This window comes from Kiloniella majae (assembly GCF_002118315.1).
In the GTDB taxonomy this organism is placed as follows: domain Bacteria; phylum Pseudomonadota; class Alphaproteobacteria; order Kiloniellales; family Kiloniellaceae; genus Kiloniella; species Kiloniella majae.
The window spans coordinates 45,417-61,681 of the sequence record NZ_MTSZ01000002.1; the positions used below are offsets into that span (position 1 = coordinate 45,417).

A 16,265-nucleotide genomic window follows, 5' to 3' on the forward strand; every position below is an offset into this window, starting at 1 on the left:
TTACCCGGCAAAGAGAGCCGAAGCAGCAACTGCTGCACCATCCATAATTGGTGATGAGAACAGAATAAAGAACACGACAAAGGCAGTTGTCACTGTCAGTACCAGTGTCATTTCGGCACCAATGGGCTTGTCGAAAGATCCGCTTGGCTCATCAAAGTACATGACTTTAATAATACGGAGATAATAAAACGCCCCGATTACAGACGTCAGAATACCAATCACAGCCAAGGTTGTCAGTCCGGCATCCACAGCAGCAGCAAAGACCACATACTTGGCAAAGAAGCCAGCCAATGGCGGAATACCTGCCATAGAGAACATGAAGATGGTCAAGGCCAGTGCCATCGCCGGACTTGTTTTACTTAAGCCTTTGAGATCATCGATGCCTTCGACCATATTGCCTTTCTGGCGCATGCTCAGAATGCAGGCGAAAGTCCCCATATTCATAAAGATGTAAATGGTCATGTAGATAACAAGACCTTCAACACCCGCCTGCGTTCCAGCAGCCAACCCAACCAAGGCATACCCAATATTACCAATGGAACTATAGGCCATAAGACGTTTGATATTGGTCTGCTTGATTGCAGCAAGAGAACCCAAAATCATGGACGCAAGCGCCACAAACACAATAATCTGTTGCCATTCGGCAACCAACGATCCAAATGGATCGCTTAGCAATCTGGCAAACAGAGCGATGGCCGCAACTTTTGGGGCTGATGCGAAAAAGGCTGTCACAGGTGTTGGTGCACCTTCGTAAACATCCGGTGTCCACATGTGGAATGGTACTGCAGAAATCTTGAACGCGATAGCAGCACAAACAAAGACCAAGCCAACAACAAGACCAACCTGTGGAGATTGATCGCCAGCCACAAGACCGGAAATAACAGTTCCCAGCGTGTCAAAGTCTGTAGTACCGGTAAAGCCATAGATCATGGAACAACCGTAGAGCAACATACCGGAAGACAAGGCACCAAGTACAAAGTACTTCAAGCCTGCTTCTGAAGATCGCAAATTCTCACGACGAATGGCAGCAATGACATAAAGTGCCAAGCTCTGAAGTTCCAGACCAACATACAGTGACATCAAGTCATTTGATGAAATCATCATCATCATGCCAAGCGTCGCCAGTACCATCAGCACAGGAATTTCAAATCTGGCCATGCCTTCGCGTTCAACAAAACGCTGGGTCATCAAAATACCAAAGCCGGATGCAGTCAAAGCAACAAGCTTCATATAATTTGCATAGGCATCAACAACAAAGAGACCGCCAAATGCCAGCCCTTGCTTTTGATCTCCGAAGAAAATCAACCCAAAAGCGACGGCAATGACAGCAACTGACAAAGCGGAAACAAAACCAGCCGTTTTATTGCCAGCATAAGCACCGTACATCAGCAGCACCGTTGCAGAACATGCCAGGAAAATCTCGGGCAATGCCATTGATAGATCTGTTGTGATCATCTTGATAGCCCCTCTATTGACCAAAGACCTGCGCAAACATCGGCGCGGCATTCGAGGCTGCGATTGCAGTCTCATAGTTAGTGATAAGATTACTTACTGATGCAGACATGATATCCAGGAAGCTTGGTGGATAAATACCCATCCATAGTGTCAGAATAATCAAAGGTGCAAAGACTGCCTTCTCTCTCCAGTTCAGATCCAGAAGCGCTTTCACATCGTCCTTTTCCAGTTTCCCGAAAATAACCTTGCGATAGAGATACAACATGTAAGCAGCGCCCAACACCATCCCTGTCGCAGCCAGAGCAGCAACCCAGGTATTCGCCTTGAAAGCACCAACAAGAACAAGGAACTCACCGACAAAACCACCTGTTCCCGGCAAGCCGACTGACGCCAGCATAAAGACCATGAACATCAGGGCATAGACAGGCATCTTATCCACTACGCCACCATAGGCCGCGATCATACGTGTATGCATGCGGTCATAGACAACGCCAACACAAAGGAAGAGTGCAGCAGAGACAACACCGTGTGACAGCATCTGATAGATAGCGCCTTCGATACCTTGCTGGTTCGCCGCAAAAATACCAATGGTCACATAGCCCATATGTGCAACAGAAGAATAAGCGATCAGCTTTTTCATATCTTCCTGTGCCAAGGCGACAAGTGATGTATAGATCACCGCAATAATAGAAAGCGTATAGACCAACGGTGTAAAGTACACAGAGGCTTCAGGCATCATAGGAAGCGAGAAACGCAGGAAGCCATAAGCCCCCATTTTCAAGAGAACGCCCGCAAGGATCACTGAGCCAGCTGTTGGTGCTTCCACGTGTGCATCAGGCAACCACGTATGAACAGGCCACATCGGAACTTTCACCGCGAAGGATGCAAAGAAAGCAATCCATAACCACTTTTGCATTTCAGACGGAAAAGTCGTTGTCATCAACGTCGTGATATCGGTTGTACCTGCAAAGGAATACATTGCCAGAATGGCAACCAGCATAAGTACAGATCCAGCCAGCGTGTAGAGGAACAGTTTGAAAGCCGCATAAACACGACGCGCCCCGCCCCAGACACCAATGATCAGGAACATCGGGATCAACACACCTTCGAAGAAGATGTAGAAGACAACAATATCAAGCGCACAGAACATGCCGACCATCATGGTTTCAAGGATAAGGAAAGAAACCATGTATTCCTTCACACGCTTGTTCACAGCAGCCCATGAAGAGATAATGCAAATAGGCGTCAGAAGTGTTGAAAGCAGAACAAACAGAACAGAGATACCATCGACACCCATCCGATAGGACAGGCCAAGTGATGGCATCCATTCAACTTCTTCTACAAACTGGAATTCGGCAGTCCCGCGTTCAAAATTAGTCCAGAGAAGAAGAGAGACTGCAAAAGTCACCCCGGATACCCAGAGAGCAACCCAGCGTGAGTTTTTGGCAACAGCCTCTTCACTATCCCCCCGGATAAGAAGAATAATCAGCGCACCCAGCAAGGGAGCAAAGGTCACAATTGAGAGAATATGATCTTGCATAGCCCTTAACCTGCGTTGGAAACGATGTACCAGGTAACCAGGGCAACGACCCCGATCAACATGGCAAATGCGTAGTGATAGACATATCCGCTTTGCAGACGGCTCGCTTTACCCGCAAGTATGCGTGTAAGAGAACTCACCCCATCAGGTCCGTAAGCATCAATTACAGCACCATCCCCAGATTTCCAGAGGAAGCGACCAATCTTGATGGCGGGACGAACAAAGAGGAAGTCATAGAGTTCGTCAAACATCCATTTTCTGTAAACAAAAGTATGGATTGGTTTGATGATCGACACGAAAGTCGCCGGAAGGCTTGGCACAAACATATAGAACACATATGCCAGTACAATTCCACTGATCGCAGCGACAAGTGGTACGAGCTTAACCCATGTCGGAACATGATGTGCCGCTTCAACCGTATCATTACCGGCGAGAACAAAGATAGCATCGCCCCAGAACTCAGCTTTCACATCGCCGACGAAATAATTGTACCCCAACCATCCTGCAAAGAGAGCACCAACACCGAGAACAAGAAGCGGGATCATCATCACCATTGGTGATTCGTGAACGCCCTTCATGGTGTGTTCGTCAGCCCGTGGATTGCCATGGAAAGTCATGATCAGCAAACGCCAGGAATAGAACGCTGTCATAAAGGCAGCAGCTGTCCCCGCCCAGAAGGCAAACATGCCCTGCGGTGAATGATCAGCATAAGCAGCTTCAAGGATAAGATCTTTCGAGAAGTATCCTGAAAGCGGTGGAATACCCGCCAAGGCAATTGACCCGATCCACATCAGAAGATAGGTCGCCGGGATCATTTTCCAGATACCACCCATCTTGCGCATGTCCTGTTCGTGATGCATGGCGTGAATGACAGAGCCAGCACCTAAGAACAACAGCGCTTTAAAGAAAGCGTGTGTCATCAGGTGGAAAATCGCACCACCGTAAGCCGATACACCAATCGCAAAGAACATATAGCCAAGCTGAGAACAGGTTGAATAGGCAATTACCCGCTTGATATCAAATTGTGTCAGGCCAATTGTCGCCGCAAAGAAGGCTGTTCCCGCACCAACATAGGTCACAACTTCAAGCGCAGCAGGTGCATATTCAAACACAGGCGAGAAACGGCAAAGCATGAAGATGCCCGCTGTCACCATCGTCGCCGCATGAATAAGCGCAGAAACAGGTGTTGGACCTTCCATCGCATCTGGCAACCATGTGTGAAGACCAAGCTGAGCTGATTTCCCCATCGCGCCAACAAAGAGCAACAGACAAATAATCGTCAGGGCATGTCCTTCATAACCAAGGAATGTGAACTGAGCTGTTGATAGTCCCTCCGCCTGAGGAAAGATTTCAGCAAAATTGACAGAACCAAAGAGGACAAAAACACCCATAATGCCAAGGGCAAAGCCAATGTCAGCAACACGGTTAACCAAAAACGCTTTCATCGCTGCCGAACAAGCCGAAGCCTTTTCATACCAGAAACCGATCAACAGGTATGATGCCAGACCAACACCTTCCCAACCAAAGAACATCTGAACCAGATTATCAGAGGTAACCAGCATCAGCATGAAGAAGGTGAAAAGGGACAGGTACGAGAAGAAACGCGTAATTGACTTGTCTTCGGACATATAGCCGATTGAATAAAGATGCACCATTGACGAAACAACAGTAACAACAATCAACATTACGGCAGTAAGAGTGTCAACTTTCAACGCCCAGGATAGCTGGAAATCACCAGAATTAATCCATGTAAACAAAAGCGTTGTTCTCGCGTTTCCATCGATGGCGACATCAAAGAAAACAACGAATGATAAAACAGCTGATACAAGCAATAGACCAGTGGTTACCACTTGTGCTCCGCGATCGCCAATCCACTTACCAAAAAGGCCAGCAATAAACGAACCTAACAGAGGGAGAAAGACTATAAAGTTTTCCATCGTCGGATTAGCCCTTCATCATGTTGATATCTTCAACCGCGATTGACCCGCGATTACGGAAGTAGATAACCAGGATCGCCAGACCGATCGCCGCTTCAGCAGCAGCAACCGTCAAAATAAATACGGCGAAGACCTGACCAACCAGATCACCCATATGGGTAGAGAAAGCCACAAAATTGATGTTCACGGCCAAGAGCATAAGCTCAATGGACATCATAATAACAATGACGTTTTTTCTGTTCAGAAAGATACCAAAGATGCCCAGGGTAAACAGAACAGCCGCGACAACCAGGTAATGGGCTAGACCAATTTCTAACATGGTTAGATTCCACTCCCGCTGGATACTTTTTTGATTTCAACGGACTCTTCACGGCTACGATTGATTTGATCAGAAATAACCTGTTTACGAACACCGTCTCGCTGACGGAGTGTCAGAACAATAGCTCCGACCATCGCAACCAACAGGATCAAACCACACGCCTGGAAGAGATATGCGTATTTAGTATAAAGCACCTGCCCCAAAGCCCGCGTATTATGGACGCTGTCCATATCCGGAATTGGCACAGCCGCCGTAGCAACAACATCAGGTGCTGTGAATGATGAAGACAGGATCAGGACAAGTTCCAAAAAGAGAACCAGACCAATAGAACCGCCAATCAGCAGATATTGCTTAAAGCCCTGTCGTGCGCGTTCGATATTGATATCGAGCATCATAACAACAAACAGGAAGAGAACGGCTACAGCCCCGACATAGACAACCACCAGGATCATCGCGAGGAACTCAGCCCCCATCAGGACAAAAAGACCAGCCGCATTAAAGAAGCAGAGAATAAGGAACAGAACCGAATGAACCGGGTTCTTCGAAGAAATCACCATAACTGCCGAAGCAATGGCAACTGCTGCAAATAGATAGAAGACGAGAGCCTGAATAATCATTTGGCTACCCTTTCTTTATAGGCCTGGTGTTGGCATATGATTTTTTTCATAAACACTTTTTTATCCCAAGCTCTTAGCGGTAAGGAGTATCCAACGCGATGTTCTGCGCAATTTCGGTTTCCCAACGGTCGCCATTCTCGAGCAGCTTGTCTTTGTTATAGAAAAGCTCCTCACGTGTCTCAGTCGCAAACTCAAAGTTTGGTCCCTCGACAATAGCGTCCACCGGGCAAGCCTCTTGGCAAAATCCGCAATAGATACACTTCGTCATATCAATGTCATAGCGTGTTGTACGGCGGCTGCCGTCATCACGCGGCTCAGCTTCGATTGTAATCGCCTGTGCCGGGCAAATAGCTTCACACAGTTTACAAGCGATACAACGCTCTTCCCCATTCGGGTAGCGGCGCAAAGCATGCTCTCCACGAAAACGCGGGCTAATCGGCCCTTTTTCGTAGGGGTAGTTAAGGGTAACCTTTGGCTTAAAGAAGTACTTAAGCGTCAAGGCCATACCGGAAAGCAGTTCGGTCAAAAGAAGACTGCGGACTGGGTTTTTCATAAAAGCCATCGTCCTCTATCTCTCCATATTTCTTTTTATTATTTTCTTTTCCATCACCAGATCCCCTATTGAGCAACTGGTAAAAGATCAAAGCTAATCAGTACACCAGCCGTCAGGAATACCCATAACAGGGAGAACGGCAGGAAGACTTTCCACCCCAAACGCATCAGTTGGTCATAACGGAAGCGCGGGAATGTGGCTCGAACCCAAAGGAAACAGAAAAGAACCATTGCAATCTTTAATGAGAACCACACCGGACCAGGTATCCAGTTCAGCGGCGCAATATCCAACGGCGGCAACCAGCCTCCAAGGAATAGAATTGCAGCCATCGCACTCATCAGGATCATGTTTGCGTATTCCCCAAGGAAGAACAGCGCGAAGCTCATGGAAGAATACTCAACCATGAAACCAGCCACGATTTCAGACTCACCTTCCGGCAAATCGAATGGGGAACGGTTTGTTTCAGCCAGAATGGAAATGAAGAAGATCACAAACATCGGCAGCAACGGGAATGCATACCAATTCAGAAGACCGTAATCGCCCTTTTGCGCCATCACGATATCCGACAGATTCAATGATCCTACGCATAAAAGAACGGTAATGATCACCAAGCCCATGGAAACTTCGTATGACACCATCTGAGCTGCAGAACGAAGGGCACCAATAAAAGGGTACTTCGAGTTAGAAGCCCAGCCCGCCATGATCACACCGTAAACACCCAGTGATGAAATCGCGAAAAGGTAGAGTATACCGACGTTGATATCACTAACCACCAGACCTTCACCAAAAGGAATAACGGCCCAGGCAACAAGGCTAAGGATAAAGGTTAGCATTGGTGCCATGATGAAGATGATCTTGTTCGATCCCGAAGGAAGAATGGTTTCCTTCATCATCAATTTGACTGCATCCGCAAAAGGTTGCAATGCACCGAAAGGTCCGACAACGTTTGGCCCTTTACGGAGTTGCATCGCACCGATTACTTTACGTTCCGCCAGCGTAAGATAGGCAACGGCGATCAGCAAAGGACCGACGATTACCATAATTTGCGCAACGATCATGATCGTTGGCAGAGCGTATCCTTCCCAGAATTCAACCATTTGTTCCAGTAGCTCCCTGCTCTTTACCCAGTACAAATTGCTCTGTACAGGCAGACATCGTTTCAGATGAACGGCTGATCGGATCAGTCATATAGAAATTCTTGATGTTACTTGTGAAAGGATCGGAAGACAGCTTTTTCTTACTCTTCGCAACGTCACCCAAACCAGTTGTTGAGACCTGATCAATTGCCGCAAAGACAGGATTAACGTCAATCATTCTCTGACGAAGTTGCCCGAGGTTATCATAAGGCAAAGCCTCACCAACCTGTTCTGACAATGCACGAAGAATTGTCCAGTCTTCCCTTGCTTCACCCGGCGGGAAAGTCGCTAAGCGCCCCAATTGAACACGGCCTTCGGTATTTACATAGGTACCGTTCTTCTCGGTATAGGCCGCACCCGGTAGAATCACATCCGCAGCAGATGCACCGGCATCGCCATGGTGCCCCTGATAAATCACGAAAGCATTCTTTAGTCTGGAAGTATCAATCTCGTCTGCACCCAAGAGGTAAACAGCTTTGATCGATCCTTTTTCAGCACCATCCAGAATACCTGCAACATCCACACCCTTCTTACCCGGTACTAAGCCAAGGTCCAGGCCAGCAACTCGAGAAGCCGCTGCGTGCAGAATGTTGAAACCATTCCAGTCGTCCTGAACAAGACCGTATTTATCAGCAATCGCTTTTGCTTCAGCCAGAACCGCAGCACCGTCATCACGGGTCAACGCCCCCATGCCAACAATAATCATTGGCTTTTTGGCATCCTTCAGCACATCAGCAAAAGAGTTTTTACCAGATGTAACTTCTTTTAAGGTATCTGGGCCTGCGCCCAAATACTCATACTCATAGGTCAGGTCAGCAGCTTCACCAATCATGCCGACTTTAAAGCCACCTTCCAGGAAGCGTTTACGAAGACGTGCATTGATAAGCGCAGCTTCCCAACGTGGATTTGTTCCTACAAGAAGAACAGCGTCAGCGTCTTCGATCCCGGCAATAGAACTGTTAAAGAGGTACGTCGAGCGATCATCAGCACTCAGCTTGGCGCCGTCTTGACGACAATCGATGTTTTCAGACCCCAAGTTAGCCATGAAATCTTTCAGAGCCAACATTGATTCAGCGTCGTTCAAGTCACCGGAAATCGCCGCAATTTCACTCCCTTTAAGAGAAGACAACTGCCCTTTGATTGCGGCAAAAGCTTCATCCCAGGATGCTACTTTCAACTTGCCATCAACACGGACATAGGGGCGATCAATACGCTGACGGCTCAATCCATCAGTAATGTAACGGGTTTTATCTGTGATCCATTCTTCGTTCACATCTTCATGGATACGTGGAAGAACACGAAGAACTTCACGACCACGAACATCGATACGAATGTTGGATCCAACAGCATCCATCACATCAATGGAATTTACCTTTTTCAATTCCCATGGACGGGCATTGAACGCATAAGGCTTGGATGTCAGTGCACCGACAGGACACACATCAACCAGATTACCCGACAGTTCAGTGTTAACTGCCTTTTCCAATGTCGTGATCTCAACATGACCACCACGATTTAAAAGGCCAACTTCTTCAATACCCGCAACTTCGGTCGAGAAACGCACGCAACGTGTACACTGAATACAGCGGGTCATGATCGTCTTGATCAACGGTCCCATGTATTTTTCAGTAACCGCGCGTTTGCTTTCTTTATAACGTCCATGATCAAGACCAAAAGCCATGGCCTGATCCTGAAGATCACATTCACCACCCTGATCGCAAATAGGGCAATCAAGCGGATGGTTGATCAAAAGGAATTCCATCACCCCTTTTCGGGCTTTTTGAACAACCTCGGTATCGGTCTTGATAACCATGCCCTCACCCACCGGCATCGCACAGGATGCAATCGGTTTTGGCGCACGTTCCATTTCGACCAGACACATCCGGCAATTACCGGCAACGGAAAGACGTTCGTGGTAACAGAAACGTGGAATTTCTGCCCCCGCAAGTTCACAAGCCTGAAGAACTGTCAGGCCGTCTGCGACTTCAATCTCTTTACCGTCAATCGTCAACTTTGGCATCAGTCTCTCCTACTCCGCTGCCTGGCGCGATTGCTTGTATTCGTTAATCCGACGCTCGAGTTCCGGACGGAAATTCCGGATCAAGCCCTGGATCGGCCAAGCTGCAGCATCGCCAAGCGCACAAATCGTGTGACCTTCTACCTGCTTGGTAACATCCCAAAGCATATCGATTTCTTCAACATCAGCTTCGCCGCGAACCATGCGCTGCATAAGACGGAACATCCAGCCCGTTCCTTCGCGACATGGCGTACACTGACCACAGCTTTCGTGTTGATAAAAATGTGAAAGTCGGCAGATCGCTTCGACAACATCGGTAGATTTATCCATGACGATAACCGCCGCGGTTCCCAAACCGGATCCCGCTTCGCGTAAAGCGTCAAAATCCATGGTCATGGTATCGCATACATGCTTTGGCAGCATAGGAACCGATGATCCACCGGGAATAACTGCAAGTAGATTATCCCAACCACCACGAACACCACCAGCATGCTTTTCAATAAGCTCACGCAAAGGAATGCTCATCGCTTCCTCGACGTTACACGGCTTGTTCACATGACCAGAGATAGAGAAAATCTTTGTACCCGTATTATTTTCACGGCCAAACTGCTTCCACCAATCAGGACCTCTGCGCAAAATGGTCGGCGACACAGCAACTGTTTCCACATTGGTCACAGTCGTTGGACATCCATACAGACCACAGGCCGCCGGGAATGGAGGCTTAAGACGAGGTTGGCCTTTTTTACCTTCCAGACTTTCCAGAAGGGCTGTTTCCTCGCCACAGATATACGCACCAGCACCGCGGTGAACATGAACATCAAATGCCCATCCTGAACCACAGGCATCGTCACCCAGCAATCCATCAGTTCTAGCCTGCTCAATAGCAGCTTCGAGCCGTGTGGATTCCAAGTAGTACTCACCGCGAATATAAATGTAGGCCGTATGTGCACCCATTGCGAAGCCAGCAATCAAACAGCCTTCGATAAGTGTATGTGGATCATTACGCATGATCTCACGGTCTTTACAGGACCCCGGTTCGGATTCATCGGCATTAACGACCAGATAGCTTGGACGACTTGGATCTTCTTTCGGCATGAAAGACCATTTAATGCCAGCCGGGAAACCCGCGCCACCACGACCACGCAGGCCAGAGTCTTTCATACGATTGACAATCTCTTCGCGCCCAAGAGCAACCAGATCCTTAGTATCTATCCAAATGCCACGTTTCTTGGCACCTTCAAGGCCCCAATCATCCTGTCCGTAAAGGTTTTGGAAAATACGATCTTTATCTTCTAGAAGTGGCATCATTCACCCCCTTTTAGGGTTGTACGCTCACCCTCTGGTGCAGAAGTAAGACGGCCAATTTGAGATCCGATCGGAACGTCTTTACCTGCGCGAAGTTCTTCAACGATTTCCATCATGCGTTCTGGCGAAAGATCTTCATAATACCAATCATTGATCTGAACCATTGGCGCATTACAACAAGCGCCCATACATTCAACTTCAACAACCGAGAAAAGACCATCTTCACTGACGTCACCAACTTTACTAACGCCAATTTTATCCATTGCCGCTTTCAGAATGTTGTCTGATCCGTTCAACCAGCACGGTGTTGTCCGGCAAACCTGGATAAAGTACTTACCAACAGGCTTGAGGTTAAACATCGTATAGAAGGTTGCAACTTCATGTGCTCGAATTGGCGCTATTTCAAGATATTCAGCAACGTATTCAATTGCTTCGGGCGGTAGCCAGCCGTCGTTCTGTTTTTGCGCGATATAGAATAGACTGATGATCGCACTGGCCTGACGGCCTTCAGGGTACTTGGCAACAATCTTTTCTGCTTCACGAAGGTTTTCTTCGGTAAACTTAAAGTCGCCTGTTTTGGCTTTTGGAAAACTACTGGTTTTCATCGGTCAACCTCGCCGAAGACGATATCCATTGAACCCAGAATAGCGACACTATCAGCCAACATGTGCCCGCGGCACATATAATCCATGGCAGCTAGATGCGCAAATCCCGGTGCTTTGATTTTACAGCGGTATGGTTTGTTTGATCCGTCTGCGACAAGATAAACACCGAACTCTCCCTTGGGAGCTTCGACCGCGATGTAAGTTTCACCAGCAGGAACGTGGAAACCTTCTGTATAAAGTTTGAAGTGATGGATCAACGCTTCCATAGAGCGTTTCATATCATCACGACGCGGAGGGGTTACTTTATGATTTGGCGCAAGAACAGGCCCTTCAGGCATCTTCTCAATACACTGCTTCATAATATGCAGGGACTGACGCATCTCTTCGACACGAACAAGATATCTGTCGAAACAATCACCGTTTTTCCCAACTGGAATATCAAAATCCAGTTCATCATAACAATCGTAAGGTTGTGATTTACGCAGATCCCATGCGATACCGGAACCACGGATCATAGGACCGGAAAGACCCCAATCCATCGCTTCGTCAAAATTCATAACACCGATATCAACTGTTCTTTGACGGAAAATTCTGTTTTCAGTCAGCAAACCTTCGAGGTCATCAATAAAGGCCGGGAAGTTATCACAGAATTCTGAAATATCTGGCAGCAATCCGGCCGGAAGATCCTGATGCACACCACCCGGACGGAAGTAGGCAGCGTGTAGTCTGGCACCACAAGCACGCTCGTAGAATTCCATCAGGATTTCACGTTGCTCAAAGCCCCAAAGGATCGGTGTCATCGCACCAACGTCAATCGCAAAGGTCGTGATATTCAATAGGTGATTTAGAATACGTCCGATTTCGCAATAGAGAACACGGATATACTGACCACGCTTTGGCACTTCGATATCAAGCAGCTTTTCAACAGCAAGAGCAAAAACATGCTCCTGGTTCATCGGCGCAACATAATCAAGGCGGTCAAAATAAGGAATTGCCTGTAAGTAGGTCTTATATTCAATCAACTTTTCTGTGCCACGGTGCAGCAGACCAATATGCGGATCTGCCCGTTCGATAATCTCGCCATCCATTTCCATAACGAGACGAAGAACACCGTGCGCAGCCGGATGCTGAGGACCAAAGTTCAGCGTAAGCGGCTTAATCGTTGCTTCAGCCATTAAGCAGCCCCCTCTTCATTTTCCTGTTCGGCTTTCTCATCACCCGGCAGGTTCACAATACCTTCCCACGGGCTAGAGAAATCGAAGTTCCGGAATTCCTGCGTCAGTTTCACAGGTTCATAGACAACACGCTTTTGCGTTTCGTCGTACCTGACTTCAACATAACCAGTAAGCGGGAAGTCTTTGCGCAGCGGATGACCTTCGAAACCATAATCGGTAAGCATGCGGCGCAAATCCGGATGGTTGGCAAAGAAGATACCGTACATATCCCATACTTCACGCTCGTACCAAATCGCAGAACTGAACAGCCCTGTTACAGATTCAACAGGCGTTTCATCGCTTGTTGAAAACTTAATCTTAATACGCTGATTGTGAGTAAGAGATAAAAGACAGTAAACAAGCTCAAAACGGTCTTCTCTGCTAGGGTAATCGACTGCCGTCAATTCTACCAGCTGTCTGAACTGACAGTTTTGATTGTCTCTTAGGAACTTTATAACCTCAAGAAGGGTATCTGACTTTGCCCAAATGACAAGTTCGTCATTTATAAGCTCAGATCCAGTTACCGCCTCTCCCAAGGTAGTGGCGATATAATCGCCCAAGTCCAGTAAAGCCTGATTCATATAGTTCACCAGTATTTAGGAATGCCTGAAATAGGCTACCTGCGGAATTTCGCGGTTCGTTTGATTTTCTTCTGAAGCTGAAGAATACCGTAAATAAGTGCCTCAGCAGTCGGCGGGCACCCCGGTACGTAGATATCTACTGGAACAACCCGGTCACAACCGCGAACAACAGAATAGGAATAGTGATAATAGCCACCACCATTAGCACAAGACCCCATCGAGATAACCCAACGAGGTTCTGGCATCTGGTCATAAACCTTACGCAAGGCTGGCGCCATTTTGTTGGTAAGCGTGCCTGCAACGATCATCACATCGGACTGACGGGGGGATGGACGGAAAACCATTCCAAAACGGTCCATGTCATAACGGCTACATGCCGCATGCATCATTTCAACCGCACAACAGGCCAGACCAAAAGTCATAGGCCATAGTGACCCTGACTGCGCCCAACCTGTCAGTTGATCCATACGCGCCAACACAAAGCCACGTTCGGCGAGTTCTTCGCCTACGTTTTGCAGAACAAGATCTTGTTCCGGACCTGGCGGCAGCGGTGCCCCTTGCTTGAGAGCTGGATTAGAGATTACTCCCATTCCAATGCCCCTTTCTTCCATTCGTATGCAAAGCCAATCGTCAAAATGACCAGAAAGATCACCATCGACCAGAAACCAAAAAGACCGATATCACCAAGTGATACAGCCCAAGGGAACAGGAAGGCTACTTCAAGGTCGAAAATAATGAAGAGGATTGCCACTAGGTAGAAGCGCACATCAAAACGGCCACGCGCATCATCAAACGCTTCGAAGCCACACTCATAAGTACTGATTTTCTCTGAATCAGGGTGCTGTTTAGCCATGATCACAGAAGCTAGCATCATTGCGATAGCCAGACCCACTGCAATTCCGAGAAAGATCAGAATTGGCAGGTATTCCGCCAACATCCCATCTAAGCCCATCTCTCCATACAATCTGCACGAGGGTTACCGCACAAATCGCCTTTCATGTCGAATATGACAAGAGGCCTTTTATGGCCCTATTTTTTAAGTATGTACTAAATATCGCCCAAAGGCGACATAAGCAAACATAGAATCGCCACAATCTAGAAAAAAATCATGATGTCCTAGTAGCAGAATCAAGTATTAACCGAAGAACAAAAGAAAACACATTCCGTTCTACAGGATAAATATTTGCAATGTATTAAAGGTGTGAGGGTATTGAAGGATACGAGGAGTATCATAAAAAATGATGGCGAGGATGACGAGACTTGAACTCGCGACCTCTGGCGTGACAGGCCAGCGCTCTAACCAACTGAGCTACACCCCCACATAACCATCCCTGCGGACGAGGGTTTATTTAGTGTAGTACCCTCCCCCTGTCAAGCGACGGAATAGATTTTTGACAGTTTTTTTTTAGTTTTTTGAATAAAGGCTGAAATAAGAAGAAAATCCTTTAGCTTCAATGATCTAACGAATCGATTTTCGCCCGGTTATAGTTGAAAATCTAGCTCTATCTTCACGACAGAATCATATAAAGCAGCAATCTATTTTGCAGGGAATCTAAAAGAAGTCCTTATTAAATATGAAATAAGACTATCTTTTGCACTCAAAGTCCAAATTAACGAATCAAAATATAAGGTATACAACTTGGCCTTCATGGCTTTTGCCCGTATTAGCGGCAAACATTTCTACAAATAAGAAATAAAGCTCCATAAAAAAATGGCCAGAGTATCTCTCTGGCCATTTGTAACTTCGATTTTAACCACCGAAATCATCTAACATAATATCTTCTCGGTCGACTCCGAGCTCAAGGAGCATGTTAATCACCGAAGAATTCATAATCGGCGGCCCACACATATAATATTCGCAATCTTCTGGTGCTGTATGGTTCTTAAGGTATTCATCATAAAGAACATTATGGATAAAGCCCGTATAACCATCCCAGTCATCTTCAGGCAAGGCATCAGACAGCGCTACATGCCAGGTAAAGTTCGGGAACTCGGCAGCCAGCTGGTCAAAGTCCTCAACAAAGAACATTTCCCGCTTTGAACGCGCGCCGTACCAGAATGTAATCTTGCGATCTTTATTCTTTAGGCGCTTAAGTTGATCAAAAATATGACTGCGCATTGGTGCCATACCAGCACCACCACCGATAAAGACCATTTCCTTATCTGTATCACGGGCAAAGAACTCACCGAAAGGTCCTGAGATCGTCACCTTATCACCTGGCTTCAGGTTAAAGATATAAGATGACATCTGCCCCGGAGGAATACCTTGTGTGCCCGGTGGCGGCGATGCCACACGCACATTAAGCATGATCATTCCGCGTTCTTCCGGGTAATTCGCCATTGAATAAGCGCGCTCAACCGGCTCAACAACAGTTGACTCGAACTGCCAAAGATTGAACTTATCCCAATCTTCCCGATACTCTTCCTCAACATCGAAATCTTTATATGTCAGTTGGTGCGCAGGGGCTTCAATCTGAATATAACCACCAGCGCGGAAATTCACATCCTCGCCTTCGGGTAAATCAAGTATCAAAGACTTAATAAAGGTCGCCACGTTCTCGTTTGAACGAACGGTACACTCCCACTTCTTGACACCAAAGACTTCTTCAGGAACTTCGATTTCCATATCCTGCTTGACCGCGACCTGACATGACAGTCGGTCGCCACAAGAGGCTTCACGTTTTGTGATATGGCTTTCCTCGGTAGGTAGAATAGAGCCACCACCTGAAAAAATCTTCACCCGGCATTGTGCACAGGTACCACCACCACCACAGGCGGAAGGAACAAACAACTTCTGCTCAGCCAGTGTTTGCAACAGCTTTCCGCCAGCGGGTACAGAAATCGTTTTCTCACCGTTAATGGTAATATCAACGTTTCCGGTAGAAACCAGTTTAGAGCGTGCAGCGAGAATGATCGTGACAAGTGCCAGAACGATCAATGTAAAAAGCAGGATGCCTAATCCAAATGTGATCAATTGAGCCTCCCC

General features: G+C 47.2%; 15 protein-coding genes and 1 tRNA gene. All 16 read right to left on the bottom strand.

All coding sequences use genetic code 11. From position 1 onward, the window contains the following. A complete protein-coding gene (gene nuoN / locus BKB51_RS06275; protein ID WP_085900286.1) occupies positions 1–1,455 on the bottom strand; it encodes an NADH-quinone oxidoreductase subunit NuoN in 1,455 nt (484 codons plus the stop codon). Positions 1,456–1,468: 13 nt separating this feature from the next. Beyond that, positions 1,469–2,995 carry an NADH-quinone oxidoreductase subunit M gene (locus BKB51_RS06280; protein ID WP_085900287.1) on the bottom strand — a complete coding sequence of 509 codons (1,527 nt, stop codon included), beginning with the start codon at positions 2,993–2,995 and terminating at the stop codon, positions 1,469–1,471. A 5-nt stretch (positions 2,996–3,000) separates the two neighbouring features. Next, complete coding sequence (gene nuoL, locus BKB51_RS06285; RefSeq protein ID WP_085900288.1) at positions 3,001–4,932, bottom strand: NADH-quinone oxidoreductase subunit L; 1,932 nt, start codon at positions 4,930–4,932, stop codon at positions 3,001–3,003. Between the two features lie 7 nt (positions 4,933–4,939). Next, positions 4,940–5,251, bottom strand: coding sequence for an NADH-quinone oxidoreductase subunit NuoK (gene nuoK, locus BKB51_RS06290; protein WP_046505092.1), 312 nt, complete (start codon positions 5,249–5,251; stop codon positions 4,940–4,942). A 2-nt stretch (positions 5,252–5,253) separates the two neighbouring features. Next, positions 5,254–5,868 (bottom strand): NADH-quinone oxidoreductase subunit J, encoded by a 615-nt coding sequence (locus BKB51_RS06295; protein ID WP_085900289.1) that lies wholly within the window; start codon positions 5,866–5,868, stop codon positions 5,254–5,256. Between the two features lie 73 nt (positions 5,869–5,941). Then, positions 5,942–6,430, bottom strand: a complete 489-nt coding sequence (gene nuoI, locus BKB51_RS06300) for an NADH-quinone oxidoreductase subunit NuoI (RefSeq protein WP_046505088.1) — start codon at positions 6,428–6,430, stop codon at positions 5,942–5,944. A 56-nt stretch (positions 6,431–6,486) separates the two neighbouring features. Continuing rightward, a complete protein-coding gene (nuoH, locus tag BKB51_RS06305; protein WP_085900290.1) occupies positions 6,487–7,518 on the bottom strand; it encodes an NADH-quinone oxidoreductase subunit NuoH in 1,032 nt (343 codons plus the stop codon). After that, a complete protein-coding gene (nuoG, locus tag BKB51_RS06310) occupies positions 7,511–9,577 on the bottom strand; it encodes an NADH-quinone oxidoreductase subunit NuoG (RefSeq protein ID WP_085900291.1) in 2,067 nt (688 codons plus the stop codon). Before nuoG ends, nuoH begins: the two co-directional genes overlap by 8 nt. Positions 9,578–9,586: 9 nt before the next feature. Then, positions 9,587–10,879, bottom strand: a complete 1,293-nt coding sequence (nuoF, locus tag BKB51_RS06315) for an NADH-quinone oxidoreductase subunit NuoF (RefSeq protein ID WP_085900292.1) — start codon at positions 10,877–10,879, stop codon at positions 9,587–9,589. Next, positions 10,879–11,484 (bottom strand): NADH-quinone oxidoreductase subunit NuoE, encoded by a 606-nt coding sequence (nuoE, locus tag BKB51_RS06320; RefSeq protein ID WP_047763578.1) that lies wholly within the window; start codon positions 11,482–11,484, stop codon positions 10,879–10,881. Before nuoE ends, nuoF begins: the two co-directional genes overlap by 1 nt. Continuing rightward, positions 11,481–12,659 (bottom strand): NADH-quinone oxidoreductase subunit D, encoded by a 1,179-nt coding sequence (locus BKB51_RS06325; RefSeq protein WP_085900293.1) that lies wholly within the window; start codon positions 12,657–12,659, stop codon positions 11,481–11,483. The genes nuoE and BKB51_RS06325 overlap by 4 nt, the downstream gene beginning before the upstream one ends. Then, positions 12,659–13,279 (bottom strand): NADH-quinone oxidoreductase subunit C, encoded by a 621-nt coding sequence (locus BKB51_RS06330; RefSeq protein WP_085900294.1) that lies wholly within the window; start codon positions 13,277–13,279, stop codon positions 12,659–12,661. The genes BKB51_RS06325 and BKB51_RS06330 overlap by 1 nt, the downstream gene beginning before the upstream one ends. A 35-nt stretch (positions 13,280–13,314) precedes the next feature. After that, entirely contained in the window at positions 13,315–13,869 is a 555-nt protein-coding gene (locus BKB51_RS06335; RefSeq protein ID WP_046505071.1) for a NuoB/complex I 20 kDa subunit family protein, read from the bottom strand. Continuing rightward, positions 13,860–14,231: an NADH-quinone oxidoreductase subunit A gene (locus BKB51_RS06340; protein WP_047763619.1), complete on the bottom strand. Its 372-nt coding sequence runs from the start codon at positions 14,229–14,231 to the stop codon at positions 13,860–13,862. The genes BKB51_RS06335 and BKB51_RS06340 overlap by 10 nt, the downstream gene beginning before the upstream one ends. Positions 14,232–14,521: 290 nt before the next feature. After that, positions 14,522–14,598: transfer RNA gene (locus BKB51_RS06345), tRNA-Asp, on the bottom strand. Positions 14,599–15,029: 431 nt separating this feature from the next. Next, the gene (gene nqrF / locus BKB51_RS06350) at positions 15,030–16,253 is read right to left on the bottom strand and encodes an NADH:ubiquinone reductase (Na(+)-transporting) subunit F (RefSeq protein ID WP_085900295.1); all 1,224 of its coding nucleotides are present in this window, start codon (positions 16,251–16,253) and stop codon (positions 15,030–15,032) included. Positions 16,254–16,265: the final 12 nt, after the last annotated feature.

Coding starts and splice junctions, on each gene's coding strand:
- nuoN (WP_085900286.1), bottom strand. CDS start 1,455: ATGATCACAACAGATCTATCAATGGCATTGCCCGAGATTTTCCTGGCA.
- BKB51_RS06340 (WP_047763619.1), bottom strand. CDS start 14,231: ATGGGCTTAGATGGGATGTTGGCGGAATACCTGCCAATTCTGATCTTT.
- BKB51_RS06335 (WP_046505071.1), bottom strand. CDS start 13,869: ATGGGAGTAATCTCTAATCCAGCTCTCAAGCAAGGGGCACCGCTGCCG.
- BKB51_RS06325 (WP_085900293.1), bottom strand. CDS start 12,659: ATGGCTGAAGCAACGATTAAGCCGCTTACGCTGAACTTTGGTCCTCAG.
- nuoL (WP_085900288.1), bottom strand. CDS start 4,932: ATGGAAAACTTTATAGTCTTTCTCCCTCTGTTAGGTTCGTTTATTGCT.
- nuoF (WP_085900292.1), bottom strand. CDS start 10,879: ATGCCACTTCTAGAAGATAAAGATCGTATTTTCCAAAACCTTTACGGA.
- nuoK (WP_046505092.1), bottom strand. CDS start 5,251: ATGTTAGAAATTGGTCTAGCCCATTACCTGGTTGTCGCGGCTGTTCTG.
- nuoE (WP_047763578.1), bottom strand. CDS start 11,484: ATGAAAACCAGTAGTTTTCCAAAAGCCAAAACAGGCGACTTTAAGTTT.
- BKB51_RS06280 (WP_085900287.1), bottom strand. CDS start 2,995: ATGCAAGATCATATTCTCTCAATTGTGACCTTTGCTCCCTTGCTGGGT.
- nuoI (WP_046505088.1), bottom strand. CDS start 6,430: ATGGCTTTTATGAAAAACCCAGTCCGCAGTCTTCTTTTGACCGAACTG.
- nuoG (WP_085900291.1), bottom strand. CDS start 9,577: ATGCCAAAGTTGACGATTGACGGTAAAGAGATTGAAGTCGCAGACGGC.
- BKB51_RS06330 (WP_085900294.1), bottom strand. CDS start 13,279: ATGAATCAGGCTTTACTGGACTTGGGCGATTATATCGCCACTACCTTG.
- nuoH (WP_085900290.1), bottom strand. CDS start 7,518: ATGGTTGAATTCTGGGAAGGATACGCTCTGCCAACGATCATGATCGTT.
- BKB51_RS06295 (WP_085900289.1), bottom strand. CDS start 5,868: ATGATTATTCAGGCTCTCGTCTTCTATCTATTTGCAGCAGTTGCCATT.